This window comes from Streptomyces sp. NPDC021212 (assembly GCF_044332925.1).
Lineage (GTDB): Bacteria > Actinomycetota > Actinomycetes > Streptomycetales > Streptomycetaceae > Streptomyces.
In genome coordinates, this window is record NZ_JBIRPZ010000007.1 from 64,552 (window position 1) to 87,492 (window position 22,941).

At 72.6% G+C, this 22,941-nt stretch carries 23 protein-coding genes; 8 read left to right on the forward strand and 15 right to left on the reverse strand.

Features of this window, described 5'->3' with window-relative positions; translation table 11 throughout:
- Positions 1-27 precede the first annotated feature (27 nt).
- Both ACH4SI_RS19815 and ACH4SI_RS19820 read right to left on the reverse strand, forming a co-directional pair.
- The gene (locus ACH4SI_RS19815; RefSeq protein WP_398297261.1) at positions 28-1,281 is read right to left on the reverse strand and encodes an APC family permease; all 1,254 of its coding nucleotides are present in this window, start codon (positions 1,279-1,281) and stop codon (positions 28-30) included.
- 51 nt (positions 1,282-1,332) lie between these two features.
- Positions 1,333-2,184 carry a helix-turn-helix transcriptional regulator gene (locus ACH4SI_RS19820; protein ID WP_398297263.1) on the reverse strand — a complete coding sequence of 284 codons (852 nt, stop codon included), beginning with the start codon at positions 2,182-2,184 and terminating at the stop codon, positions 1,333-1,335.
- A gap of 95 nt (positions 2,185-2,279) precedes the next feature.
- On the opposite strand from ACH4SI_RS19820, the gene ACH4SI_RS19825 reads away from it, so the two are divergent.
- A complete protein-coding gene (locus ACH4SI_RS19825) occupies positions 2,280-3,062 on the forward strand; it encodes an SDR family NAD(P)-dependent oxidoreductase (RefSeq protein ID WP_398297265.1) in 783 nt (260 codons plus the stop codon).
- Between the two features lie 158 nt (positions 3,063-3,220).
- On the opposite strand, the gene alc is transcribed toward ACH4SI_RS19825, so the two are convergent.
- Positions 3,221-4,345: an allantoicase gene (gene alc, locus ACH4SI_RS19830; protein ID WP_398297267.1), complete on the reverse strand. Its 1,125-nt coding sequence runs from the start codon at positions 4,343-4,345 to the stop codon at positions 3,221-3,223.
- Positions 4,342-5,739, reverse strand: a complete 1,398-nt coding sequence (allB, locus tag ACH4SI_RS19835) for an allantoinase AllB (protein ID WP_398297269.1) — start codon at positions 5,737-5,739, stop codon at positions 4,342-4,344. The genes alc and allB overlap by 4 nt, the downstream gene beginning before the upstream one ends.
- 253 nt (positions 5,740-5,992) lie before the next feature.
- Here allB and ACH4SI_RS19840 point away from each other — a divergent pair, with 253 nt between their 5' ends.
- Positions 5,993-6,778, forward strand: coding sequence for an IclR family transcriptional regulator (locus ACH4SI_RS19840; protein WP_398297271.1), 786 nt, complete (start codon positions 5,993-5,995; stop codon positions 6,776-6,778).
- A 5-nt stretch (positions 6,779-6,783) separates the two neighbouring features.
- On the opposite strand, the gene ACH4SI_RS19845 is transcribed toward ACH4SI_RS19840, so the two are convergent.
- Positions 6,784-7,092, reverse strand: coding sequence for a DUF5955 family protein (locus tag ACH4SI_RS19845; protein WP_398297972.1), 309 nt, complete (start codon positions 7,090-7,092; stop codon positions 6,784-6,786).
- A gap of 195 nt (positions 7,093-7,287) precedes the next feature.
- On the opposite strand from ACH4SI_RS19845, the gene ACH4SI_RS19850 reads away from it, so the two are divergent.
- Together ACH4SI_RS19850 and aceB are read left to right on the forward strand one after the other, a co-directional pair.
- A complete protein-coding gene (locus ACH4SI_RS19850) occupies positions 7,288-7,908 on the forward strand; it encodes an NTP transferase domain-containing protein (RefSeq protein ID WP_398297273.1) in 621 nt (206 codons plus the stop codon).
- A gap of 102 nt (positions 7,909-8,010) precedes the next feature.
- Entirely contained in the window at positions 8,011-9,630 is a 1,620-nt protein-coding gene (gene aceB, locus ACH4SI_RS19855; RefSeq protein WP_398297275.1) for a malate synthase A, read from the forward strand.
- Between the two features lie 60 nt (positions 9,631-9,690).
- Here aceB and ACH4SI_RS19860 read toward each other — a convergent pair whose 3' ends face one another.
- From ACH4SI_RS19860 to uraD, 5 genes are all read right to left on the reverse strand, one after another.
- Positions 9,691-11,556, reverse strand: coding sequence for an alpha-L-fucosidase (locus ACH4SI_RS19860; protein WP_398297277.1), 1,866 nt, complete (start codon positions 11,554-11,556; stop codon positions 9,691-9,693).
- Between the two features lie 157 nt (positions 11,557-11,713).
- Positions 11,714-13,084 (reverse strand): 8-oxoguanine deaminase, encoded by a 1,371-nt coding sequence (locus ACH4SI_RS19865; RefSeq protein WP_398297279.1) that lies wholly within the window; start codon positions 13,082-13,084, stop codon positions 11,714-11,716.
- Positions 13,085-13,097: 13 nt separating this feature from the next.
- Positions 13,098-13,979, reverse strand: a complete 882-nt coding sequence (gene pucL / locus ACH4SI_RS19870; RefSeq protein ID WP_398297281.1) for a factor-independent urate hydroxylase — start codon at positions 13,977-13,979, stop codon at positions 13,098-13,100.
- Between the two features lie 6 nt (positions 13,980-13,985).
- Positions 13,986-14,315 (reverse strand): hydroxyisourate hydrolase, encoded by a 330-nt coding sequence (gene uraH / locus ACH4SI_RS19875; RefSeq protein ID WP_398297283.1) that lies wholly within the window; start codon positions 14,313-14,315, stop codon positions 13,986-13,988.
- Positions 14,315-14,842 carry a 2-oxo-4-hydroxy-4-carboxy-5-ureidoimidazoline decarboxylase gene (gene uraD / locus ACH4SI_RS19880; protein WP_398297285.1) on the reverse strand — a complete coding sequence of 176 codons (528 nt, stop codon included), beginning with the start codon at positions 14,840-14,842 and terminating at the stop codon, positions 14,315-14,317. The genes uraH and uraD overlap by 1 nt, the downstream gene beginning before the upstream one ends.
- 104 nt (positions 14,843-14,946) lie before the next feature.
- On the opposite strand from uraD, the gene ACH4SI_RS19885 reads away from it, so the two are divergent.
- The gene (locus tag ACH4SI_RS19885) at positions 14,947-15,426 is read left to right on the forward strand and encodes a hydrolase (RefSeq protein ID WP_398297287.1); all 480 of its coding nucleotides are present in this window, start codon (positions 14,947-14,949) and stop codon (positions 15,424-15,426) included.
- On the opposite strand, the gene ACH4SI_RS19890 is transcribed toward ACH4SI_RS19885, so the two are convergent.
- On the reverse strand, positions 15,374-15,772 hold the full coding sequence (locus ACH4SI_RS19890) for a helix-turn-helix domain-containing protein (RefSeq protein ID WP_398297289.1): 399 nt from the start codon (positions 15,770-15,772) through the stop codon (positions 15,374-15,376). The two genes, ACH4SI_RS19885 and ACH4SI_RS19890, sit on opposite strands and share 53 nt — an antisense overlap.
- On the reverse strand, positions 15,769-16,020 hold the full coding sequence (locus ACH4SI_RS19895) for a hypothetical protein (protein ID WP_009714285.1): 252 nt from the start codon (positions 16,018-16,020) through the stop codon (positions 15,769-15,771). The genes ACH4SI_RS19890 and ACH4SI_RS19895 overlap by 4 nt, the downstream gene beginning before the upstream one ends.
- Before the next feature lie 199 nt (positions 16,021-16,219).
- On the opposite strand from ACH4SI_RS19895, the gene ACH4SI_RS19900 reads away from it, so the two are divergent.
- Positions 16,220-16,912 (forward strand): hypothetical protein, encoded by a 693-nt coding sequence (locus ACH4SI_RS19900; protein WP_398297292.1) that lies wholly within the window; start codon positions 16,220-16,222, stop codon positions 16,910-16,912.
- 52 nt (positions 16,913-16,964) lie between these two features.
- On the forward strand, positions 16,965-17,684 hold the full coding sequence (locus ACH4SI_RS19905) for a hypothetical protein (RefSeq protein WP_398297294.1): 720 nt from the start codon (positions 16,965-16,967) through the stop codon (positions 17,682-17,684).
- Between the two features lies 1 nt (position 17,685).
- Here ACH4SI_RS19905 and ACH4SI_RS19910 read toward each other — a convergent pair whose 3' ends face one another.
- Both ACH4SI_RS19910 and ACH4SI_RS19915 read right to left on the reverse strand, forming a co-directional pair.
- Positions 17,686-19,383 carry an AMP-binding protein gene (locus ACH4SI_RS19910; RefSeq protein WP_398297297.1) on the reverse strand — a complete coding sequence of 566 codons (1,698 nt, stop codon included), beginning with the start codon at positions 19,381-19,383 and terminating at the stop codon, positions 17,686-17,688.
- A 52-nt stretch (positions 19,384-19,435) separates the two neighbouring features.
- Complete coding sequence (locus ACH4SI_RS19915) at positions 19,436-21,148, reverse strand: AMP-binding protein (RefSeq protein WP_398297974.1); 1,713 nt, start codon at positions 21,146-21,148, stop codon at positions 19,436-19,438.
- A gap of 111 nt (positions 21,149-21,259) precedes the next feature.
- Between ACH4SI_RS19915 and ACH4SI_RS19920 the strand changes: the two genes are divergently transcribed.
- Positions 21,260-22,111 (forward strand): response regulator transcription factor, encoded by an 852-nt coding sequence (locus ACH4SI_RS19920; protein WP_398297299.1) that lies wholly within the window; start codon positions 21,260-21,262, stop codon positions 22,109-22,111.
- A gap of 86 nt (positions 22,112-22,197) precedes the next feature.
- Here ACH4SI_RS19920 and ACH4SI_RS19925 read toward each other — a convergent pair whose 3' ends face one another.
- A complete protein-coding gene (locus tag ACH4SI_RS19925; RefSeq protein WP_398297301.1) occupies positions 22,198-22,782 on the reverse strand; it encodes a TetR/AcrR family transcriptional regulator in 585 nt (194 codons plus the stop codon).
- Positions 22,783-22,941 lie beyond the last annotated feature (159 nt).

The following is a 22,941-nucleotide window of genomic DNA, read 5'->3' on the forward strand; positions in this document are numbered from 1 at the left end:
ACTGCGGTCCCGGCACCGTGGCCTGGGCTAGACCCTCCGCCGCAGGCCGTACGCGACCGCACCGGCCGCGATCACCGCCGCTCCCGCCACGACGGACGTGAGCGGCAGGGCGAAGGCCAGGGCCACGCACCCGGCCAGGCCCACGACCGGCACGGCACGGGCGGGGCGGCCCTCGGCCGGCATGAGGGTCCAGGCTGAGGCGTTGGCGATGGCGTAGTAGACGAGCACGCCGAACGACGAGAAGCCGATCGCGCCACGGACGTCCGTCGTCGCGGCGAGGACGGCGACGACCGCGCCGACGGCGAGTTCGGCGCGGTGCGGGACGTGGAAGCGCGGGTGGACGGCGGCGAGGGCGGGCGGCAGATGGCGGTCGCGGGCCATCGCGAGGGTGGTGCGCGAGACGCCGAGGATGAGGGCGAGGAGGGAGCCGAGCGCGGCGACCGCAGCCCCGATACGGACGACGGGCGCGAGCCCGGGGGCGCCCGCGGCGCGTACCGCCCCGGCGAGCGGGGCGGTGGCGTGCGCGAGGCGGTCCGGCCCGAGGACGGCGAGGACCGCGAGGGCGACGGCCGCGTAGGTGACGAGCGTGATGCCGAGGGCGACCGGGATCGCGCGGGGGATGGTGCGTTCCGGGTCGCGCACCTCCTCGCCGAGGGTCGCGATGCGCGCGTACCCGGCGAAGGCGAAGAACAGCAGCCCGGCGGCCTGGAGGGTGCCGCCCGCGGTGGCGTCGGCGCCGAGGTCGAGACGGGCGGGCTCGGCGGTGCCGCCGGTCAGGCAGGCGATGACCACGGCGGCGAGCACGGCCAGCACGAGGGCGACGATCAGCCGGGTGAGCCAGGCGGCCTTCTGTACGCCCGCGTAGTTGACCGCGGTGAGCGCCACCACGGCCGCCACGGCGACCGCGTGCGCCTGTCCGGGCCATACGTAGGAGCCCACCGTGAGGGCCATCGCCGCGCAGGAGGCGGTCTTGCCGACGACGAATCCCCACCCGGCCAGATAGCCCCAGAAGTCCCCCAGCCGCTCGCGGCCGTACACATAGGTGCCGCCGGAGCGCGGATAGCGGGCGGCGAGCCGGGCGGAGGAGGTCGCGTTGCAGTACGCCACCACGGCGGCCAGCGCGAGCCCCGGCAGCAGCCCGGACCCGGCGGCGGCCGCGGCCGGGCCGAGCGCGGCGAAGATGCCCGCGCCGATCATCGCCCCGAGCCCGATCACCACGGCGTCGAACACCCCGAGGTGCCGCCGCAGCTCCCCGGTGGCGGCTCCCGTCGGCGTTCCCATCGACTCGCTCCTCAGTACGGCCGGGCATCGGGGCTTCACGATAGGCGGGTGTCAGCGGGGCAGGTCCATACGCTGCGTGCCGACGACCGACAGCAGCCGCAGGGCCTCCTCGGACGAGGAGCCGGGGGTCGCGGTGTAGATCACGACGCGCTGGTCCCGGTCGGTGATGTCGAGGGAATCGCAGTTGACGGTGAGGGGGCCGACCATCGGGTGGTGGAAGGTCTTGCACAGGGTCGGCTCGGTGCACACGTCGTGGGAGTCCCACAGCCGGGCGAACTCCTCGCTGCCGTCGCGGAGTTCGGCGATCAGTTCGGCCACCTCGGGGTCGTCGGGGTAGCGGGCGGCGGTGGCGCGCAGCCGCTGGGCCGAGGTACGGGCGAACACGTCCGCGTCCGACACTCCATACAACCGCCGTCCCTGTGGGTGCGGCCCGAGGAAGGCACGGCGCACCAGGTTGCGGTCGCGCCGCGGCAGGGCGGAGAAGTCCTCCATGAGGGCAGTCGCGAGATCGTTCCAGGCAAGCACCTCGAGCGTCGCGGACGTCACGATCGCGGCGGCCTGCGGCAGCCGGTTCAGCAGGTCGAGGATGCTCTGCCGCACCTCGCGGGAGGGTCCGGGCGGCGGGGCGGGCGGGGCGCCGGCGAGGTGGTGGAGGTGGGCTCGCTCGGCGTCCGACAGGCGCAGGGCCCGGGCCAGCCCGGTCAGTACCTCGCGCGAGGGGCGCGGGCCGCGGGCCTGTTCGAGCCGCGTGTAGTACTCGGTCGAGATGTAGGCCAGCTGGGCCGCCTCCTCGCGGCGCAGCCCCGGAGTGCGGCGGCGCGGCCCGGCGGGCAGCCCGACGTCGGCGGGGGTGATCCGCTCGCGCCTGCTGCGCAGGAAGGCCGCCAGTTCTCGTCTGTCCACGGCCCCAGTGTGCGCGACTGCCAAGGAGCTATCCAGGTACCGCCGGTGCCTGGATGGGCTCCGCGGCCGGACGCAGGCTCGCTGCCATGGACATCATGGAGAACACACTGACCACCGCGCCGGGCCTGCTGGCCGGCAAGGTCGCCTTCATCACCGGTGCCGGTCGCGGCATCGGCGCCGCCGCGGCGCGGCTGTTCGCCCGGGAGGGCGCCCGGGTGCTGCTCGCGGCCCGTACGGAGGCCCAGCTCAAGGCCGTGACCGAGGAGGTCCGGGCGGCGGGCGGCACCGCGGAGTACGTGGTGTGCGACCTGGCCGACGCGGCGAGCGTACGCGCCGCCGTGGACCGGGCCGTGGAGCTGTACGGACGGCTCGACGTCGCCTTCAACAACGGTGCGACGATCACTCCGCCCGGTCCGATGGACCAGCTGGCGGAGGCCGACTTCGACCATGTCTACGCCGTGAACCTCAAGGGCCCGTGGCTGGCCATGGCCGCGGAGGTCGCCGCCATCAGGGCCACCGCCGGGACGGGGGCCATCGTCAACAACTCCAGCGTCGGCAGCCTGCGGGGCAATCCCGAGCTGCCCGCCTACGGGGCGATGAAGCGGGCGGTCAACAGCCTCACCGAGTCGGCCGCCGTGACGTACGGTCCGGAGGGCATCCGGGTCAACGCCATCGCCCCCGGCTCCACGCTCACCGAGATGATCCGCACCTGGGAAGCGGAGTCGCCCGGTCTCCTGGACAGGCTGACGGCGCGTACCCCGCTGGGCCGCACGGCCGACCCCGAGGAGATCGCCGAGGCCGCCGCCTGGCTGCTCAGCGACCGCTCCTCCTACGTGACGGGCACGGTCCTCAGGGTCGACGGCGGCGCGTGGGCCTGACGCGACGATGAGCGGGTGACCGTCGGGCTGCGGTTCCGCTCCCTGGGCGCGGCGCGGGCGCTTCTCGCGTCGGCGCGGACGCGGAAGTCCTCGCGCCCGGCGTGCCACGCCGCACCGTGGCCCGCCGGGCGGCCGCCCGTTCCACGGACGGGACCTGGTTAGGCCAGCTCCGCATACCGCGCGGCCAGCCGCTTCGCGCCGTCCGCCGTCAGGGAGCCGTGGAGGCGGAGGCGGGCCACGCCGCCGTCCGGGTAGATGTCGATGCGGACATGGGTCACCGGCGGGGCCTGGTCGAGGAGGAAGCGGTGCACGGTGTCCGGCTGGAGCGCCGTACGGGGCAGGAGTTCGGTCCAGGGGGCGTCGGCGTCCGCGGTGGTGTCGCGTCCGTACAGAGCCGCCCAGCCGGGTGAGTTGCCCTTGTAGCAGCCGGTGTCGATCTCGACGGCGCGGATCAGGGCCTGCTCGGTGAGGCGGTAGCGGACCCAGTCGTTGCCCCGGTCGCGGCGCCGGCGGGTCTCCCAGCCTTCGTCCATCTTCTGGGACCGGCCCGGCGCGATGGAGTTGGCGGGCGGCGAGTAGAAGCGGTCTGAGGCGTCCTCGGCCGCGCCGCCGTTCTCCAGGGCGGCCAGGTCGAAGGTGCCGAGGGCGGTGAGCCAGGCCGGGTCGGGGACGGCCTCGCCGTGCACCCGGAGGCGGGCGATGCCGCCGTCGGGGTGCTGCTTGAGGCGCAGGTGGGTGAAGCGGCGCCCGGGCGTGACCTCGAAGCCGTTGGCCGCGTGGCCGCCGACGGGGGTGCGGGGGACGAGGGTCGTCCACTCGGTGTCGTCGGCGAGCAGGTCCCCGGGGGACGGCGTGCCCGGCAGCGAGGTGGCCTCCACGCTCACCGCCTGCGGGTAGTTGCCGCGGAAGTGGGCGGTGTCGACCACGATGCCGTGGATGACGCCCGGTGCGCCCAGCTTGATCAGGGCCCAGTCGTGGTCCTCGTCCGTGGGGTGCGGGCTGTCGGCGGAGGCCCCGCGGCGGCGCCTGGTCTCCCAGCCGTCCATGACCTTGCCCTTGTGGCCGAAGTCCTCGGGGTCGAAGTGCGGCGTCCCGGGCCGCAGCAGGTTCTCGCGCTCGGCGAAGAACTCGTCGTTGGCCGCGGTCACGCTGCCGCCGAGCCGCCGGTCGGCGAGGTCGGGGAGGTGGGCGAAGGGGAAGTCGGCGGTGCGGTAGTCGGCGTACGGGTCGCCGCCTCCGTACGGCTCGGCGTCGCCGGTGAATCGGGGGGTCGGCGCGGTCATACGCGGGGCTGCCTTTCCAGGAGTCGGCCGGTGAGGGCGCGGCCGGTGGGGCCGGTCGGTGCGCCGTGGTCGGCGATCTTGTGGCCGCGCAGCCAGGTGGACCGTACGACGCCGTGCAACGTCTTCCCGGCGTACGCGGTGACCTGATTGCGGTGGTGGAGGGCGGCGGGGTCGACGGTGAAGGTCTCCTCGGGCGCCAGGACCGCGAAGTCGGCGTCCCGGCCCGCCTCGATGGCGCCCTTCTGGCGGAGCCCGACCAGGGCGGCGGGGGCCGTGGACATCCACCGCACGACGTCCTCGATCGTGTGGCCGCGACGGCGGGCCTCGGTCCATATGGCGGGCAGGCCGAGCTGGAGCGAGGAGATGCCGCCCCAGGCCTGCCCGAAGTCGTCGGTCTTGAGGTCCGCGGTACAGGGCGAGTGGTCGGAGACGACGCAGTCGATGGTGCCGTCGGCCATGCCCTGCCACAGCGCGTCCTGGTTGACGGCCTCGCGTATCGGCGGGCAGCACTTGAACTCGGTGGCACCGTCCGGTACTTCCTCGGCGGTGAGGGTGAGGAAGTGCGGGCAGGTCTCGACGCTGACCCGGACGCCCTCGCGGCGCGCGGCGGCGATGCGCGGCAGGGACTCCGCGGAGGACAGATGCAGGATATGCACCCGGGCGTCCAGCTCGCGGGCGAGGTCGATCAGGCCCTCGATGGCCCGGTTCTCGGCCTCGCGGGGGCGGGAGGCGAGGAAGTCGGCGTAGCGCGGGCCGCTGGGCTGCGGGGCTCGGTCGATGAGGTGCGGGTCCTCGGCGTGGACGATGAGCAGCCCGCCGAAGCCCGCGATCTCGCCGAGGGAGGTCTTGAGCCCGGCCGGGTCGAGGTGCGGGAACTCGTCCACGCCGGAGTGCAGCAGGAAGCACTTGAAGCCGAGGACGCCGGCGTCGTGCAGCGGCCGCAGGTCGGCCGTGTTGCCCGGGATCGCACCGCCCCAGAAGCCGATGTCGATGTGGGCCGCCCGGCGGGCGACGTCCCGCTTGATCTCCAGCGCCTCGACGTTGGTGGTGGGCGGGATGCTGTTGAGGGGCATGTCGACCAGGGTCGTGACGCCGCCGGCCGCGGCGGCGCGGGTGGCGGTGGCGAAGCCCTCCCAGTCGGTGCGGCCGGGGTCGTTGACGTGGACGTGGGTGTCGACGAGGCCGGGGAGGAGGACGTCGTCCCCGAGGTCTTCGACCCGTGCCCCGGGCGGCACGGCGCGGGGGGCCGCGTGGACGTCGTACGGCAGGACGGCGAGAATGCGGCCCTCGGCGGTGGAGACGGCGACGGACGCGGCGCGCGGGCCGTCGGGGGTGATCACGCGCGTCGAACGCAGTACGAGGTCCGGCTCCAGCTCCGGGTCCAGCTCGGGCACCCCTGCTCCCCTCTGTGGTTCCACTCTGCGATTCCGCAACACGGAATAAGTTTTCCGTTCGGAGTCTTCCCTTCTCGTTCCATCTGGTCAAGACTTCCCGAACACCCTCGTTCGATTCCGTAGCATGAAAGTGGATTTTCGAGACGTAGAACGCGGCACCAGCACGGACCGGTAGGCTGCCGAGGGCCGGTCGGCCGCGGTATCCGACACGGGCGCGAGACCGGTGCCGCCCGCTGCGAAAGGAAACGCCGACGTGCCGTCCGCCGAGTCCAAGACCGCCGCCACCAACGCCGGTGGTGTCCAGTCCCTGGAGCGCGCCTTCGACCTTCTGGAGCGGATGGCCGACGCCGGGGGCGAGGTCGGGCTGAGCGAGCTGTCCGGCAGCAGCGGCCTTCCCCTGCCCACCATCCACCGGCTGATGCGCACGCTGGTGGCCTGCGGTTACGTACGCCAGCAGCCCAACCGCCGGTACGCCCTCGGCCCCCGGCTGATCCGGCTCGGCGAAAGCTCGGCCCGGCTGCTGGGCACCTGGGCGCGGCCGTATCTGGCGCGCCTGGTGGAGGAGACCGGCGAGACCGCGAACATGGCGCTGCTGGACGGGGACGAGGTGGTGTACGTCGCCCAGGTGCCCTCCCGCCACTCCATGCGCATGTTCACCGAGGTCGGGCGGCGGGTCCTGCCGCACACCACCGGCGTCGGCAAGGCGCTGCTGGCCTCCACGCCCCCGGACGAGGTACGCGCCCTCCTGGCCCGGACCGGCATGCCCGCCGCGACGAAGAAAACGATCACCTCGCCGGACGAGTTCCTGGACGCGCTGCGACTCGTGCGCGAGACGGGGTACGCCGTGGACGACAACGAGCAGGAGATGGGCGTGCGCTGCCTGGCCGTGTCCGTGCCGGACTCCCCGACGGCGGCCGCCATCTCGATCTCGGGCCCGGCGGGACGGGTGACGGACGAGGCCACGAAGGAGATCGTCCCGATCCTCAAGGAGGTCGCCGTCGACCTGTCGACGGCCCTCGCCAGCACGGACGGCACCTGACAGCGCTAGCGCGAGACCGTACCGAAGAGGTCGATCGCCGCGCGGACTGCCCTCAGGGCCGGGTTCAGGGCGCTGACCGAGCCCAGGGCGCCGGCGACCAGGAGCAGGGAGCGGCGGAGGCGGTGCAGTTCGGGGGCGCCGGTGCGGGCCATGGCGTCGAGTGCGGCCAGTTCGTCGTCCGCTATCGCCCGGTCCGGTAATTCCGCCGGGTGGGCGGCCAGGTCGCGCCTGAGCCGGGCCACGGCCACGCGCAGTTCCGCGACCCTCGGGTCTTCCTCGGTGCACGCCACTGCGGCGCCCTCCACGTCGGACAACACGGCCCTTCTCCCCCTCGCGCACGGCTGCACGAGCCCCGCCCCCTCTCCCCTGCCCCCGGAACGCCGAATCGGACACAAGGGGCTGCGGATCAGTTAACGCCACCGTGTGCGCAGTGCGCCATACGGAGAGCGAAAATCAGACCGGCTGGGATGAAGCGTCCACGCGGCGCCCCGGTGCGGTAAGCAGGGGCCATGGATCGCACCACTGAGGACAAAGCGCAGGTCGCCGGGTTGCTGCTGGCGGCGGGCGGGGGACGGCGGCTGGGCGGGCGGCCGAAGGCCCTGCTGGAGTACCGGGGCAGGCCGCTGGTGGAGCACGCGGCGCGCGCGCTGCGGGAGGGGGGCTGCACACCGGTGCACATCGTGCTGGGTGCCGCCGCCGGGGCGGTACGGGAGCGGGCCGAGCTGCCGGGGTGCGTCCTGGTCGACAACCCCGACTGGGAGCACGGCATGGGCACCTCGCTGCGGGCCGGGCTGGCCTCGCTGAGGGATGCGGGGGCGCGTGCGGTGCTGGTCACGCTGGTGGACCAGCCGGGGATCGGGGCACCGGCGGTGGCGCGCGTACGGGAGACCTGCCGCGAGGCGGCGAATCCGGCGGAGGCCCTGGTGACGGCGGAGTACGGCGCCGAGCGCGGACACCCGGTGCTGTTCGGCGCGGACCGGTGGGCGGACGTCGCGGCGAGTGCGCGGGGGGATCGTGGGGCACGCGCGTATCTGAGGGCACATCAGGCCGAGATCATCCGGGTCGACTGCGCGGACATCGCCCGGGTGGACGACATCGACACCCCCGAGGATCTGCCGCTGCTGCGGTGAGGCGCCCACCCTGTGCAGCGTTTTTCACACCCACAGCCGATTGAACTTCCACGATGAGGAAATTAATATCCAGAATCGCTATCGACCTAGGAGTGAACGCCCATGTCCGCATCAGCGCCATCCCCACTGGCCATCGTCGACGCCGAGCCACTGGAGCGTCAGGGAGAGGTGCTGACCGACGCGGCCCTGGCCTTCCTGGCCGAGCTGCATCACCGCTTCACCCCTCGCCGCGACGAGCTGCTCGCGCGCCGCGCCGAGCGACGGGCCGAGATCGCCCGTACGAGCACCCTGGACTTCCGCCCGGAGACCGCGCACATCCGCGAGGACCCGGACTGGCGCGTGGCGGAGGCCCCGCCCGCGCTCCAGGACCGCCGGGTGGAGATCACCGGTCCCACCGACCGCAAGATGACGATCAACGCGCTCAACTCGGGCGCCAAGGTCTGGCTCGCCGACTTCGAGGACGCCTCCGCGCCCACCTGGGCAAACGTGATCGGCGGCCAGCTGAACCTGACCGACGCGTATGAGCGCCGGATCGACTTCGCCACCCCCGAGGGCAAGAGCTATGCGCTGCGCCCCGCCGAGGAGCTGGCCACCGTCGTCGCCCGGCCGCGCGGCTGGCACCTGGACGAGCGCCACCTGCGGGACGCGGAGGGCCGGGCGGTGCCCGGCGGGCTCGTCGACTTCGGCCTGTACTTCTTCCACAACGCGCGCCGCCTGCTCGACCAGGGCAAGGGCCCGTACTTCTACCTGCCGAAGACCGAGTCGCACCTGGAGGCCCGCCTCTGGAACGACGTCTTCGTCTTCGCGCAGGACTACGTGGGCGTTCCGCAAGGGAGCATCCGCGCCACCGTGCTCATCGAGACGATCACGGCCGCGTACGAGATGGACGAGATCCTGTACGAGCTGCGCGACCACGCCTCCGGGCTCAACGCGGGCCGCTGGGACTACCTCTTCTCCATCGTCAAGAACTTCCGCGACGCGGGCCCCGGCTTCGTCCTCCCCGACCGCAACGCGGTGACGATGACCGCGCCGTTCATGCGCGCCTACACCGAGCTGCTGGTCCGCACCTGCCACAAGCGAGGTGCGCACGCGATCGGCGGCATGGCGGCCTTCATCCCCTCGCGCCGGGACGCCGAGGTCAACGCGGTCGCCTTCGACAAGGTGCGGGCCGACAAGGACCGTGAGGCGAACGACGGCTTCGACGGCTCCTGGGTCGCCCACCCCGATCTGGTCCCGATCGCCCGCGCCTCCTTCGACGCGGTCCTCGGCGAGCGTCCGCACCAGAAGGACCGGCTGCGCGAGGACGTCCGGGTCACGGCGGCCGAGCTGATCGACGTCGCCTCGCTGGACGCCAAGCCCACCTTCGACGGCCTGCGCAACGCCGTGCAGGTAGGCACCCGCTACATCGAGGCGTGGCTGCGCGGACTGGGCGCCGTCGCCATCTTCAACCTGATGGAGGACGCCGCCACCGCGGAGATCTCCCGCTCCCAGATCTGGCAGTGGATCAACGCCGGAGTGGTCTTCGAGAACGGCGAGAAGGCCACCGCCGACCTGGTGCGCACGGTCGCCGCCGAGGAGCTGGCCGCGATCCGCGAGGAGGTCGGCCCGGAGGCGTTCGCGGCCGGCCGCTGGGCCCAGGCGCACGATCTGCTGCTGAAGGTCGCGCTGGACGAGGACTACGCGGAGTTCCTGACGCTGCCCGCGTACGAGCTGCTGGACTGAGGCCCGCAGGAACGGCGAGGGGCCCCGGGACGACCCGGGGCCCCTCGGCGTACGGGCGGGTTACGACGTGTAGAGCTGGGTGCGCGGCACGATCTGCTGGGGCTGGCCGGGGCTGGACCACAGCAGCTTCATATGCGCCTCACCGGTCTGCTCGGTGTACTCGATCTTGATGGCGTGGCGCTGCCCGGCCTTCAGATCGACGGTCGCCTTGTCGACCTTCACCGTGTGCGGCGTGGTGCTGTCGATGACGAGCTTGCCGTCGATCCACACCCGTGCCGTGTCGTCGGAGACGGTCGTGAGCGTGTACGTCTGGCTGTAGCGGGGCACCAGGGAGCCGGTCCAGCGGACGCTGAAGCGGTCGGCCGGGACCCGGGCGTCCGGTGAACCGGCGGTCCGCCAGGCGTGGTTGACGGTACGGTCGGTCCGGGTGACGGCGGGCGGCCCGGTGAAGGTGTCGTTCGCGAACACCTCCTGCCGCAGTCCCGTGCCCTTGCCCGGCGGCACGGACGCCCCGGACGGCTTGACGGTCAGCTCGATGACCGACGCGATGTCGTTCACCGGTCCGCCGGAGGGGTCAAGGTCGAAGCCGTCCCCGGCCGCCGTGACCGCGACCCGCTGGTCGCTGCCCAGCACCCGCGCCCCGGTCACCTCGAACGGCGCCCGCGCGGTGAGGTGGAGGGGCTGCCCGGCGGCGGGCCAGGACGTCACGGACGCGTAGAGCTTGTTCCCTGACCGGCTGACCGAGCCCCATCCGGGCTCGGACACCAGCCCGGCGTTCCCCGCTCCGTACACGGCCCGGCCCTGACCGGACGTCCGCAGCCAGGAGCCGATGTCGCGCAGCCGGTCGACGGACGGCTGGGGGATCCGGCCGAGCTTGTCGGGGCCGACGTTGAGCAGGTAGTTGCCGCCGCGCCCTGCGATGTCGAGGAGGTTGCGGGCGAGGGTCCGGGGCGACTTCCAGTTCTGGTCGTACTTCGCGAATCCCCAGTGGCCGTTGAGGGTCATGCAGGACTCCCAGAGCTGGCCGTCGACCTGGGTGCCCGGGATCTCCTGCTCGGGGGTGCCGTAGTCGCCGTCCACGACGCGGCGCTTGCCGACCCGGTTGTTGATGACCAGGTCCGGGTCGAGGCCGCGCAGATACGCCTCGAGCTGTTCGCCGTCCTTCGGGGACCAGGTGTTGGTGGGGTTGTCCGCGTCCCATTCGCCGTCGAACCACAGCAGTGCCGGGTCATAGCCGTCGATCAGCTCTTTGAGCTGCGCGTACATCCGCTTCCGGTACTGCGGGAAGGTGGCCGGGTCGGCGAAGTCGGGGTCGTGCCAGTCCCAGATCGAGTAGTAGAAGCCGAGCTTGATGCCCGCCCGGTCGGCGGCCTTCTTCAGCTCGGCGAGGATGTCGCGCTTCTTGTCGAACGAGGAGTGGTCGCGCAGGTTCCAGGTGTTCTGCTTCGTCGGCCACATCGCGTATCCGTCGTGGTGCTTGGACGTGATGACGATGTACCGCTGACCGGCGTCCTTGGCCGCCTTGACGACGGCCTCCGCGTCGAAGGACGACGGATTGAAGCCCTGCGCGATGTCCTCGTACTCGCTCATCGGGATCTGGCAGTTCCGCCTGATCCACTCCGCGTCCCGGCACACGGTGCCGTCCGGCCGGGTGTACTCGCCCTCCAGTTGGGAGTACGCACAGAAGTGGATGAACATCCCGAACCGGTCCTGCCGCCACCAGTCGGTGCGGGCGGAGGTGAACGGGTCGTCGGCCGCGTAGTCGGTGCCGGGACCGGGGTCGGCCGCCGGTTTCGCGGTGGCGGGCGCGGCGGCCGAAGACCCGGCGAGGGGCCCGGCGACGGTCAGCGCCAGGAGCAGGCCGAGCAGCAGGCTCAGCCCTCGGAACAGACGGAACGGGGATAACGCCCCTGGGGACACACGCATGGCGGCTCCTGTGCTCGTGGATGGTCGGACAGGAGGGCTGGCCAGCCGCGTACCGGAACCTAGAGCCGCAAAGGTGGGATGTCAACGGGACATAAAGCGCCACGCACGCCTCAACAGCGCATCATCGCAGCTCCCCCGCCTCAATACCTCCGATCAATCACCCCTCCGCCGCGATACGGGCCAGCCGCCGCGCCTCGTCCCGCGCGTCGCGCGCGACGGCGTCCTCGTCGGCGGTGAGCAGCCGCCCCGCCTCCACCACCGGCTCGCCGTTCACCAGCGACAGGGTCACCGGCGCCGCCGCGCCCAGCACCAGGGCCGCGACCGGGTCGGCGATCGTCGAGTGGCCGATGCCGTCCAGCTTCCACAGCACCAGATCGGCGAGCTTGCCCGGCTCCAGCGACCCGATCTCGTCCTGGCGGCCCAGCACCCTGGCCCCGCCGTGGGTGCCGAGGCGCAGCGCCTGGCGGACCGTCAGCGCCTTCTCGCGGTGCTCGCCGAGCCGGTTGATCAGCAGCGCGTTGCGCAGCTCGGTGTGCAGCTCACCGGACTCGTTCGAGGCGGTGCCGTCCACGCCGAGCCCGACCGGCACGCCCGCGGCGAGCAGGTCGGGCACCCGGGCGATCCCGGCGGCGAGCCGGGCGTTGGACGACGGGCAGTGGGCGACGCCGGTGCCGGTGCGGCCGAAGGCGGCGATGTCGGCGTCGTTCATGTGGACGCAGTGCGCCATCCACACGTCCTCGCCGAGCCAGCCGGTCGAGGCGAAGTAGTCGGTCGGGCCCATCCCGAACCGCTCGTGGCAGAACCGCTCCTCCTCGGCCGTCTCCGAGCCGTGGGTGTGCAGCCGTACGCCCTTGCCGCGCGCCAGCTCGGCGCTTTCGCGGAGGAGTTGGGTGGTGACGGAGAAGGGCGAGCAGGGCGCGACCGCGATCCGCAGCATCGCGTCGAACGAGGCGTCGTGGTGGGTGTCGATGGCCTCCTCGGTGGCGGCCAGCGCGCCCTCGGTGGTCTCGCAGGCGAAGTCCGGCGGCAGCCCGCCGTCCGAGGTGCCGAGGTCCATGGAGCCGCGCGCGGCGGTGAACCGCACGCCCAGCTCGCGCGCCGCGCGGATCTCGGCGCCCAGCAGATCGCCGGAGCCGCGCGGGAAGACGTAGTGGTGGTCCATGGCGGTGGTGACGCCGCCGCGCACCAGCATCGCGAGCGAGCCGCGGGCGGCGGCGTACACCATCGACTCGTCGATCCGGGCCCAGGTGGGGTAGAGCGCGACCAGCCAGTCGAAGAGGTTGTGGTCCTGGGCCAGGCCGCGGGTGAGCCACTGGTAGAAGTGGTGATGGGTGTTGACCAGGCCCGGGGTGAGGAGATGGCCGGTGCCGTCGACCCGGCGGGCCACCCCGTCCAGGCCCTGCGGCGCGGGGCCCGGGCCCACCGACTCGATGCGGTTGCCCGCGACGACGACATGGCCCGAGGCGTGCTCGGTGCCCTGCGCGTCCACGGTCGCGATGGCGCAGTTCTCGATGACGATGCGGTGCACGGGGCGGTGCCCTTCAGTCGGTGGGAATCCTGGAATCGGCGCCGTCCCGCAGGACGGTGGCCTCGATGAGCCCGTACGGCCGGTCGGCGGCGAAGTAGACCTCGTTGTCGTTGGTGAGGCCGAAGGGCGCCAGGTCGACCAGGAAGTGGTGCTTGTTGGGGAGCGAGAGCCGTATCTCCTCGATCCCGGGACGCCGCTCGATGACGCGCGACCCCATCGCGTACAGCGTCTGCTGGAGCGAGAGCGAGTACGTCTCGGCGAACGCGGCCAGCAGGTCCGCGCGCGCCCCCTCGTACGCGGCGTCCCAGTCCGGCTCCGGCTGCGCGGCGTCGTTCCAGCCGTGGCGCCAGCGGGCGTGGACGTCGGTGGCGAGGATGCGGTCGCGCGCCTCCGGCAGGGTCGTGTACGCGTCCTTGACGTAGCCGTGGAACTCGGAATCGGTGGAGTTCATGACCGTGAGGTCCCGCAGGCCGGACAGCACCTCCCAGTCCCGGCCGTCGTAGTGGATCTGGGCGGTACGGGTCTCCTGGCCGGCGCGGACGAAGGAGTGCCGGGCCTCGCCCCCGGTCTCGATCCGCTCCCAGGCGTACTCCTCGATCCGGACGCGGGCGGTGCGGATCGTCTCCTGGCTGCCGACGAAGTGGCGGGCCAGCTCCATGCCGAAGTGTTCGGCGGTGGCGATGCCGTGCTTCTTGGCGAAGGCGTACACCGTGTTCTTCATGGTGTCCGTCGGCAGGACGCCGGTGTTGTCGCCGTGGCGGTGGACGTCCGCCATGTCGCCGGAGAGCGCGACGGAGACGTTCAGGTCCTTGATGTGGTGGACGTCGCCGTCGCGCACCATCCGGACCACGCGGGTCTCCGCCTTGCCGTACTGGTTCTGGCCGAGCATGGGCATCGGGCTTCAGCTCCCTCGGTATACGGAGTAGCCGAACGGGGTGAGCAGCAGCGGCACGTGGTAGTGCTCGCCGGGCTCGACGGCGAAGACGACCGTCACCTCCGGGAAGAAGGGCCCGCGCGACTCGGTCTCGAAACGCAGCCGTACCTGGGTGGTGCCCTCGGGCAGGGCGGGCAGATCCTTGCAGCGGCCGTCGGCGTCGGTGCGGGAGGCGGCGTGCGCCGCCCAGTCGGCACCGTCCCCGGGGCGCACCGACAGCTCGACGGGGACGCCGGGGGCCGGGCGGCCGAGGCTGGTGTCCAGGATGTGCGTGGACACGGAGGTGGGGGTCGCCATCAGCGCTCTCCTTCCGCCGTTGTTTCCACGGTGACGAGGTGGGTCAGCCGGATACGGTTGATCTTGCCCAGTTCGGCGCGGACGATCTCGCGTTCGGTGCCCGTGTCGTTGCCGATCCGGTGACGGAGGGCGGTGAGCATCTCCTCGCCGGTGCGGCCGGTGGCACAGATCAGGAAGACGTGGCCGTGGCGCTCCTGGTACGCGAGATTCAGCTCCAGCAGCTCCGCGCGCAGCTCGTCGTCGGAGTCGCTCACCCCGCGCTGCTCCCGCGCCGAGGTGGCGTCGCCCGGCTTCGGCCGCCCGATGGGCGGATGCCCGGCCATGGCCTCGGCCAGATCACCGGCGGTCAGCCCGGCCATGGCCGCGTCGGACGCGTCCAGCAGGGCGTCCACGTGGCGGTACGGCCGTCCGGCGGCCACCGCCGCGCCCCAGGCCCTGCTGGCGCACACCTCGTACAGCAACGCGGCCACGTCCGGCCGGTCCGCCGCGTTGAACCGGGCCAGGCCCGGTGGAGCACTGGTAGTCACACCCGAAAGTTATGAGCTTCCCCGGGATGCGTCAACACTTTGTTGAATGTCAGGCTGGATTCACGGGTGCCGGGCGGCGCCCCGGACACCACAGGATGGGGCCCATGACCGCAGACCTCGTGGCCCGGCTGCCGGACCGCTTCTGGTCCGTCCCGTACGTCGGCGTGCGCTTCCCCGGCTCCCCGGCGGTCGCCGAGCGCCCGGACCTCGCCGAGGGCGCCAACTGCCAGCTGTTCGTGTACGCCGTGCTCCGCCACTTCGGCCTGGAGCCGCCCCCGCTGCGCTCCAGCGACCTGTGGGCCGACACCGCGGCGACGACCCGCGTCGCGACGGGCCATGCAGCGCCGGCCCGCCCGCTGGACCTGCTGCTCTTCAACGCCACCGATGACGCCTATGGCGCCCACGTGGGCGTCTGGGCCTCCCCGGACCGGGTCCTCCACCTGTGCGCCGAAGCCGGAAGCCCCGCCGTATGGCCGCTCGACGCCTTCGCCGACCGCCCCCGCTACCGCACCCTGATCGGCGTCAAGCGGGTCATGGCTCCGAGCGCTCAGGCTCCGAGCGCTCGGCGCCCTTCTCCCGGTTGAGGTAGTTGTAGACGGTGAAGCGGCTCACGCCGAGCGCGCTCGCGACCGTCTCGACGCCGTGGCGCACCGTGAAGGCGCCGCGCTGTTCCAGGGCGCGGACGATGCCCTGCTTCGTCTTGCGGTCCAGGGCCGACAGCGGGACGCCGTGGCGGCGCCGGAGGTCGGCGAGGATGTGGTCGAGGGACGCCGAGATGTGCGGCAGCCGTACGGCCACCACCGCGCGGCCCTCCCAGGACAGCACCACGTCGTCGTCCCGCGCCCGGTCCGGGGCGATCAGCTCCCCGCCCATCGCGTCGACCAGCGGCCGGACCGCCGAGACGAAGGGGTGGTCCGCCGGGGCGGTCATGCGTCGGGCTCCGCGACGACGTTGACCTGGAGCGACACCCGCGTGGCGCCCGCCTCCAGGGACTTGCGCAGCAGGTCGTCCACGGCGGCCAGCACCGCGTCCGCCCGGCCCTCCGCGGTGTTGCCGAACGGGCCGACGTCGACGGTGTCCAGCGGCGCGGCCTGGACCGCCTCGCGGGCGACCACGGCATGCGGCGGCACCTCGTCGAGGTCGAACGGCTCGGTGGTGAACTCAACCCTCAATCTCACGCGGCCAACCTACTGCGCCCGGCCGCGCCTCCGGCACCCTCGCGCCGCGCGGTCTCCGGCCGTCATCCGTCAGGCGTCCAGCCCCGCCTCACGCGGCCGTCCCACTGGAGGTGGGCAGAACGCCCAAGTACCTCCCGTGACTCCCCCGCTTCGTGGAGCATGGGCCCCGATACCGCAGACATCCGCTACGGAGCGTCAGATGCCAGAGAGCGTGCCGGTGCGCTGTCCCGCGTGCCGCCGCGAGCAGTCGTTCACTCCGCCCACCTTCCCGTGCTCGTGCGGCGCGCCGCTCACCCTTCCGGTGCTGCGCGACGGCACGCCGGAGGAGATCGAACGCCGCACCTGGCAGGACATATGGGTGACACTGGACTGCCCGTCCTGCGGGCGTCAGGGCCACTGGCCGCAGCCGGAGTTCGGCTGCGGATGCGGGGCGGTCGTGCGGGTCCCGGTCGCGCCGGTGCCGGACGTCGCGGACGGCGGCCGGGAGGGCGAGCCCGAGGCGCGTCCGGCGTTCCGGCCGGTGACGATCCGTACCGCGCGGGACGCGGTCACCGCCGCCGCCCAGTATCTGCGGTGGCTCGGCTTCGGCTGTCTGCGGCGTCCGGACGACCCGGCGGCGTCCGGGGTGGACCTGTACGGGAAGGGCGTCGTCGCCCAGGTCGATCCGACCACCCGCCCCACCGGGCTGCGCGAGGTCGAATGCCTGTGGCTGAACGGTCTCAACGAATCGGCGCTGAGCGTCTTCTTCTCGCTGGCGGGCTACGCCAGGGAGGCGCGAGCGCGCGCGGACGCGCTGCACATTCCGCTCTTCATCATGGACCTGACCGGCACCCCACAGCCCGTCAACGACCCCGCGGACACGTTGATCCGCTGTGGGCCGCCCCGCGTGTGAACATGCCCACTGATCCCCCCCGTCGACCACGACCGGCCGGAGGCCGCATTCGATGGCTGTTCCTTGGTGCCGCAGGATCGCGGCGTCGCTCCTGACGGTCCTGACCGTCCTCACCCTGCTGACGGTCTCCGGCTGCGGCGGTGGCGGGCTGCCGCGGCCTCCGGCGACGAGCCGGCCCGCGAGCGCCCCCGATCCGGGGGCGGGCGACAGCGTGGAGGGGGACATCGACGCGGCGGTGACCACCACCAACACCTACTGGTCCACCCACTGGAACGAGTTCTTCACCGGCACCTACCGCCCGCCCCGGGTCCTGGGCGCGTACGACGGCGCCGCCGCCGACGCGCCCTCCTGCGGCGGCACCCCGCTCCCCGACGACAACGCCGTCTACTGCCCGGGCGGCGACTACGTGGCATGGGACATGGACCTGATGCGGGCGGGCCACCGGCGCGGCGACGCCTGGGTCTACCTGGTGATCGCCCATGAGTGGGGGCACGCCGTCCAGAACCGGCTGGACGCGGGCCTGGTCGACCTGGCCCGCGAACTCCAGGCCGACTGCCTGGCCGGTGCCGTCCTCTTCGGCGCGGCCCGGGACAACACCCTGACCTTCGAGGACGGCGATACGAACGAGCTGGGCGACGCGCTGTCGGCGCTCGCCGACGCGACGCCGTGGACGAACACCTCCGACCACGGCAACGCCTCGCAGCGCGTGTCGGCGTTCAGCCGGGGCGCCGAGTCCGGGGTGAAGGGCTGCCTCCCGAACGCCGTCCGGTAGTTCACCTCGTGGGCTGGGATCTCCGGTCCGGGTCGGTACGGGACTCCGGCACCCCGGACAGCTCGCGGACGCCCGCCTCCCGCAGCTCGACCTTGCGGACCTTGCCGCTGACCGTCATCGGAAAGGCGTCCATCACGCGCAGATGGCGCGGCACCTTGAAGGCGGCCAGCCGCCCGCGGCAGAAGCGGGCCAGCTCGTCGCGGGTGAGCGCGGTGGCGCCCTCGCGCAGGATCACGCAGGCGAGGATCTCCTCGCCGTACTGCTCGTCAGGCACGCCCACGACCTGCACATCGGCGATCTTGGGGTGGGTGTGCAGGAACTCCTCGATCTCCCGCGGGTACACGTTCTCCCCGCCCCGGATGATCATGTCCTTGATCCGGCCGACGATCTGGACGTAGCCGTCCTCGTCCATCACGGCCAGGTCCCCGGTGTGCATCCAGCCCGCCGGGTCGATCGCCTCGGCCGTCAGGTCCGGTTCCTCCCAGTAGCCGAGCATCACCGAGTAGCCGCGGGTGCACAGCTCGCCCCGGGTGCCACGGGGGACGGTCAGACCGGTGGCCGGGTCCATGACCTTGACCTCGACGTACGGCAGCACGCGGCCGACCGTGCCGGTGCGGCGCGCGAGGTCGTCGTCGCGCCGGGTCTGGGTGGAGACCGGGGAGGTCTCGGTCATGCCGTAGCAGATGGACACCTCGGCCATGTGCATCTCGGCGACCACCCGCCGCATCACCTCCACCGGGCAGGGCGATCCGGCCATGATCCCGGTGCGCAGCGAGGAGAGGTCGAAGGTGGCGAAGTCGGGCAGGGCCAGCTCGGCGATGAACATCGTGGGGACGCCGTACAGCGAGGTGCAGCGCTCCCGTTCGACGGCGGAGAGGGTGGCGGCCGGTTCGAAGGTGGGGGCCGGGATGACGACGCAGGCGCCGTGGGTGGTGGCGCCCAGGTTGCCCATCACCATGCCGAAGCAGTGGTAGAACGGCACCGGCAGGCAGATCCGGTCGTGCTCGGTGTAGCCGACCGTCTCCCCCACGAAGTAGCCGTTGTTGAGGATGTTGTGGTGGGAGAGGGTGGCGCCCTTGGGAAAGCCGGTGGTGCCCGAGGTGTACTGGATGTTGACCGGGTCGTCGCAGGACAGCCGGGCCTCGCGCGCGGCCAGCTTCTCCCGCGGCACCCCTTCGCCCGCGCGCACCAGCCCGTCCCAGGTGCGGTCGCCGATGTAGACGACATCGCGCAGGGCGGGGCATTCGGCGCGCACCTGCTCGACCATGCGGCGGTAGTCGCTGTCCTTGTGCTCGATGGACGAGACCAGGACCGACACCCCGGCCTGCCGCAACACGTACCGCAGCTCGTGGACGCGGTAGGCGGGGTTGACGTTGACCATGACGGCGCCGATGCGGGCGGTGGCGTACTGCACCAGCACCCATTCGGGGCAGTTGACCGCCCAGATGCCGACCCGGTCGCCCTTGCAAACCCCCTTCGCCATCAGCCCGAGCGCGACCGCCTCGACCGACCGGGCGAATTCGGCGTACGTCCAGCGGCGGCCGGAGGGGATGTCGACCAGCGCCTCGCGGTCGCCGTAACGCTCGACGGCCCGGGCGAGGTTGGCGCCGATGGTGTCGCCGAGCAGCGGCAGGTCCCCGGTGCCGCTCGCGTACGACGGAGGGGCCGGGGGCGGGGCGTCGGAGATCGGGTCGGTCATGGTGTCTCCTTGCGGTCACATGCCGTGGGGTCACATGAAGGGGAGCTGCTGCCTATGAGGTTCCCTCATGAAACTCGACGCCGTCTCCACTCGCCGTGCGTTCCCGCAGTTCGATCCGGCGAATCTTGCCGGACACCGTCTTGGGCAGCTCCGCGAACTCCAGCCGTCGCACCCGCTTGTACGGCGCCAGCACCGCCCTGGAGTGCGCGAACAGCACCTTCGCCGTCTCGGGTCCCGGCTCCCAGCCCTCGGCGAGCACGATGTACGCCTTCGGCACGGCCAGCCGCACCGGATCGGGCGCCGGGACGACGGCGGCCTCGGCGACCGCCTCGTGCTCCAGCAGGGCGCTCTCCAGCTCGAACGGCGAGATCTTGTAGTCGGACGCCTTGAAGACGTCGTCCGCGCGCCCGATGTAGGTGATGTAGCCGTCCGCGTCGCGCGAACCGATGTCGCCGGTGCGGTAGTAGCCGCCCGCGGTGGCCTCGGCGGTGCGCTCCTCGTCGCCCTCGTACCCCGTCATCAGGCCCACCGGGCGCCCGTGGCGGCCGGTCAGGTCGAGGCAGATCTCGCCCTCGTCGCCGGGTTCGCCGGTGACCGGGTCGAGGAGGGCGACGGCGAAGCCGGGGGTCGGGCGGCCCATCGAGCCGGTCTTGAGCGGCTGACCGGGGGTGTTGGCGACCTGGACGGCGGTCTCCGTCTGGCCGAAACCGTCGCGGATCGTCACGCCCCAGTCGCGCCGGACGTGCTCGATGACCTCCGGGTTCAGCGGCTCACCGGCGGCGACGGCCTCACGCGGCGGGTGCCGCAGCTGGGTCAGGTCGGCCTGGATGAGCATGCGCCAGACGGTGGGCGGGGCGCAGAAGGTGGTGACGCCGCAGCGGTCCATCTCCGCCATGAGACGGGTGGCGTCGAAGCGGGTGTAGTTGTGGATGAAGACCGTCGCCTCGGCGTTCCAGGGCGCGAAGAGGTTGGACCAGGCGTGCTTGGCCCAGCCCGGGGAGGAGATGTTGAGGTGGACGTCGCCGGGCCTGAGCCCGATCCAGTACATCGTCGACAGATGGCCGATGGGGTACGAGATGTGGGTGTGCTCGACGAGCTTGGGCTGAGCGGTGGTGCCGGAGGTGAAGTAGAGCATGAGGGGGTCGGTGGCCAGGGTCGGCCCGTCCGGTACGAAGCGGTCCGCCGCGGCCGTCGCCGCGCCTTCCGTGACGTCGTCCGGCACCGCGTCCGTCCCGGCGTCCTCGTACGCCAGCCAGCCGTCCGGCGCGCCGCCCACCGCGATCCGGGTGTAGTCGCCCGCGACCTCCGCGAACTTGGCCGTGTCCTCCGCCCGCGCGATCACATGCCTCGCCCGGCCGCGGCCGATGCGGTCCGCCAGGTCCAGCGGGCCGAGCAGCGGGGTGGCGGGGATGACGACGGCGCGCAGCTTCATCGCCGCCAGCGCCGTCTCCCACAGCTCCCTCTGATTGCCGAGCATGACCACGATCCGGTCCCCGACCCGCACGCCCCGCGCGCGCAGCCAGTTGGCGGCCCGGTCGGAGCGGCGGCGCATCGCGTCGAAGCTCAGCCGGGTCTCCTGGCCGTCCTCCTCCACGATGTGCAGAGCGGTGCGTCCGTTCCCCTCCGCGATCGGGTCGAACCAGTCCAGGGCCCAATTGAAACGGTCCGGGCGGGGCCAGTCGAACCCTTCGTACGCCGCCGCGTAATCCTCCCGGCGGTCGAGAAGGAAGTCCCGTGCCACGCGGAATTCGCGAGACGGACCCATTACTGTCACTGCTTCCTCCTGATTTGACGTGCCGCTCGCTAGCATCGTGCGACGGGTGATCTGTGTCTCACCACCCCCCGACGGGGGTGGTGGCGTTTCGGGGAGGCGACCGTGGCGGAATCGGAGCGTGCCGTCGACGTACGGGCAGCGCTGCTGCGGCTGCGTCGGCGCGGCGGGCTGCCCGTCGCCTTCGGCGGACTGTTCTCCGGCGCACAGCAGTTCCGCATCTCCGAACTCACCGGAACCACCACGGACTCGTTGCGCGGGCTCGCCGTCGCGGCGGGGAACGGGCTCGGCGGCAAGGTCCTGAGCGTGTCCCGGCCGATATCCGTGATCGACTATCCGGTCTCGCGGGCGATCAGCCATGAATACGACGGCGCGGTCGGCACCGAGGGGCTGCGCTCGGTGATGGCCGTCCCGGTGGTCGTCCGGGGCCGGGTGCGCGGCGTCCTGTACGGGGCGCTGCGGCAGCCGCTGATCCTCGGCGACCGCGCCCTGAGCGCGGCGGTGGAGGCCGCCCGCGAGCTGGAACGGTCGCTGGACACGCAGGACGAGGCGCGGCGGCTGATGACGGTCGCGGAGCGGCCGGTGCCGGAGGCCGAGCCCGACCCGGCGATCTGGGAGGAGGTCCGCCAGGCCCATGCCGACCTGCGGACCCTGGCCCACCGGGTGGACGACCCGAGGCTGCGGGAGGAGATCCTGACCGCCTGCGGCCGTCTGGCCCGCGCCTCGTCGGGCGACGGCAGCGCCCCCGCGTCCCGCGGGGGCGTGCGGCTGTCCCCGCGCGAGGTGGACGTGCTGGCCTGCGTGGCCTCGGGCGCGACGAACTCGACGGCGGCCGACCGGCTGGGGCTGCGGCCGGAGACGGTGAAGAGCTATCTGCGGTCGTGCATGCGCAAGTTGGGGGCGCACACCCGTCTGCACGCGGTGGTCGAGGCCCGGCGCGCGGGACTGTTGCCGTAGGGCGTGACCACACGGTCCGGCCGGGCCCGCGACGCCCGGCCTGCTCCCCAGGGGGTCTCTCTGTACGGTGGCGGTCACGGCGGCGGCTACGACAGGACCGCGTCGAGGGCCGGGGCGTACAGCTCGGCGACCTCGTCGGGAGTGAGGGCGGCCACGTCCGGGACGCGCAGCAGATAGCGGGTCAGGGCGAGGCCGAGGAGCTGGGCGGAGACCAGCCCGGCGCGGCGCGGGCCCATGGCCTCGCCGAGGGCGGGGGCGACCTGCCCGGCGAAGATCTCGCGCAGCCGCTCGGCGGCCCGCTCGTTGGTGACGGCTGAGCGCAGCAGGACGAGCAGGGCGTCGTCGGCGGGGTCGCCCTCCCAGCGGTCGAGGAAGGTGCGCAGAAGGACGTGCGCGAGGTCGTCGCGGGCCACGGCGGTGAGGTCGGGCAGCCGCAGGTCGATGGTGAGGGCCGCGTCGAAGAGCTTCTCCTTGCTGCCGAAGTAGCGCATGACCATCGAGGCGTCGATGGCCGCGTCGGCGGCGACGCCGCGGATGGTGGTGCGCTCGTAGCCGTGCCGGGCGAAGTGTGCGCGGGCGGCGCGGAGGATGACGGCGCGGGTGCGGTCGGAGCTCCGGGCGCCCGGCGGGCGGGGTGCGCCGCCGGAGGGGCCGGGCCCGGGATCGTCCATGCCAACAATCGTAGGCAAACAGTCGTTGGCGCGCCAGGAGCGGACACGCAGGTCCGGGGTGGGTGGTTCCGTTTTCCGTCGCCCCGGCCGCGGCCCGGGCATATCGGGGGATATCCTGCACTGAGGCCGGTGGTCCGCGCTCCGGGCCGCCAGGGGGCC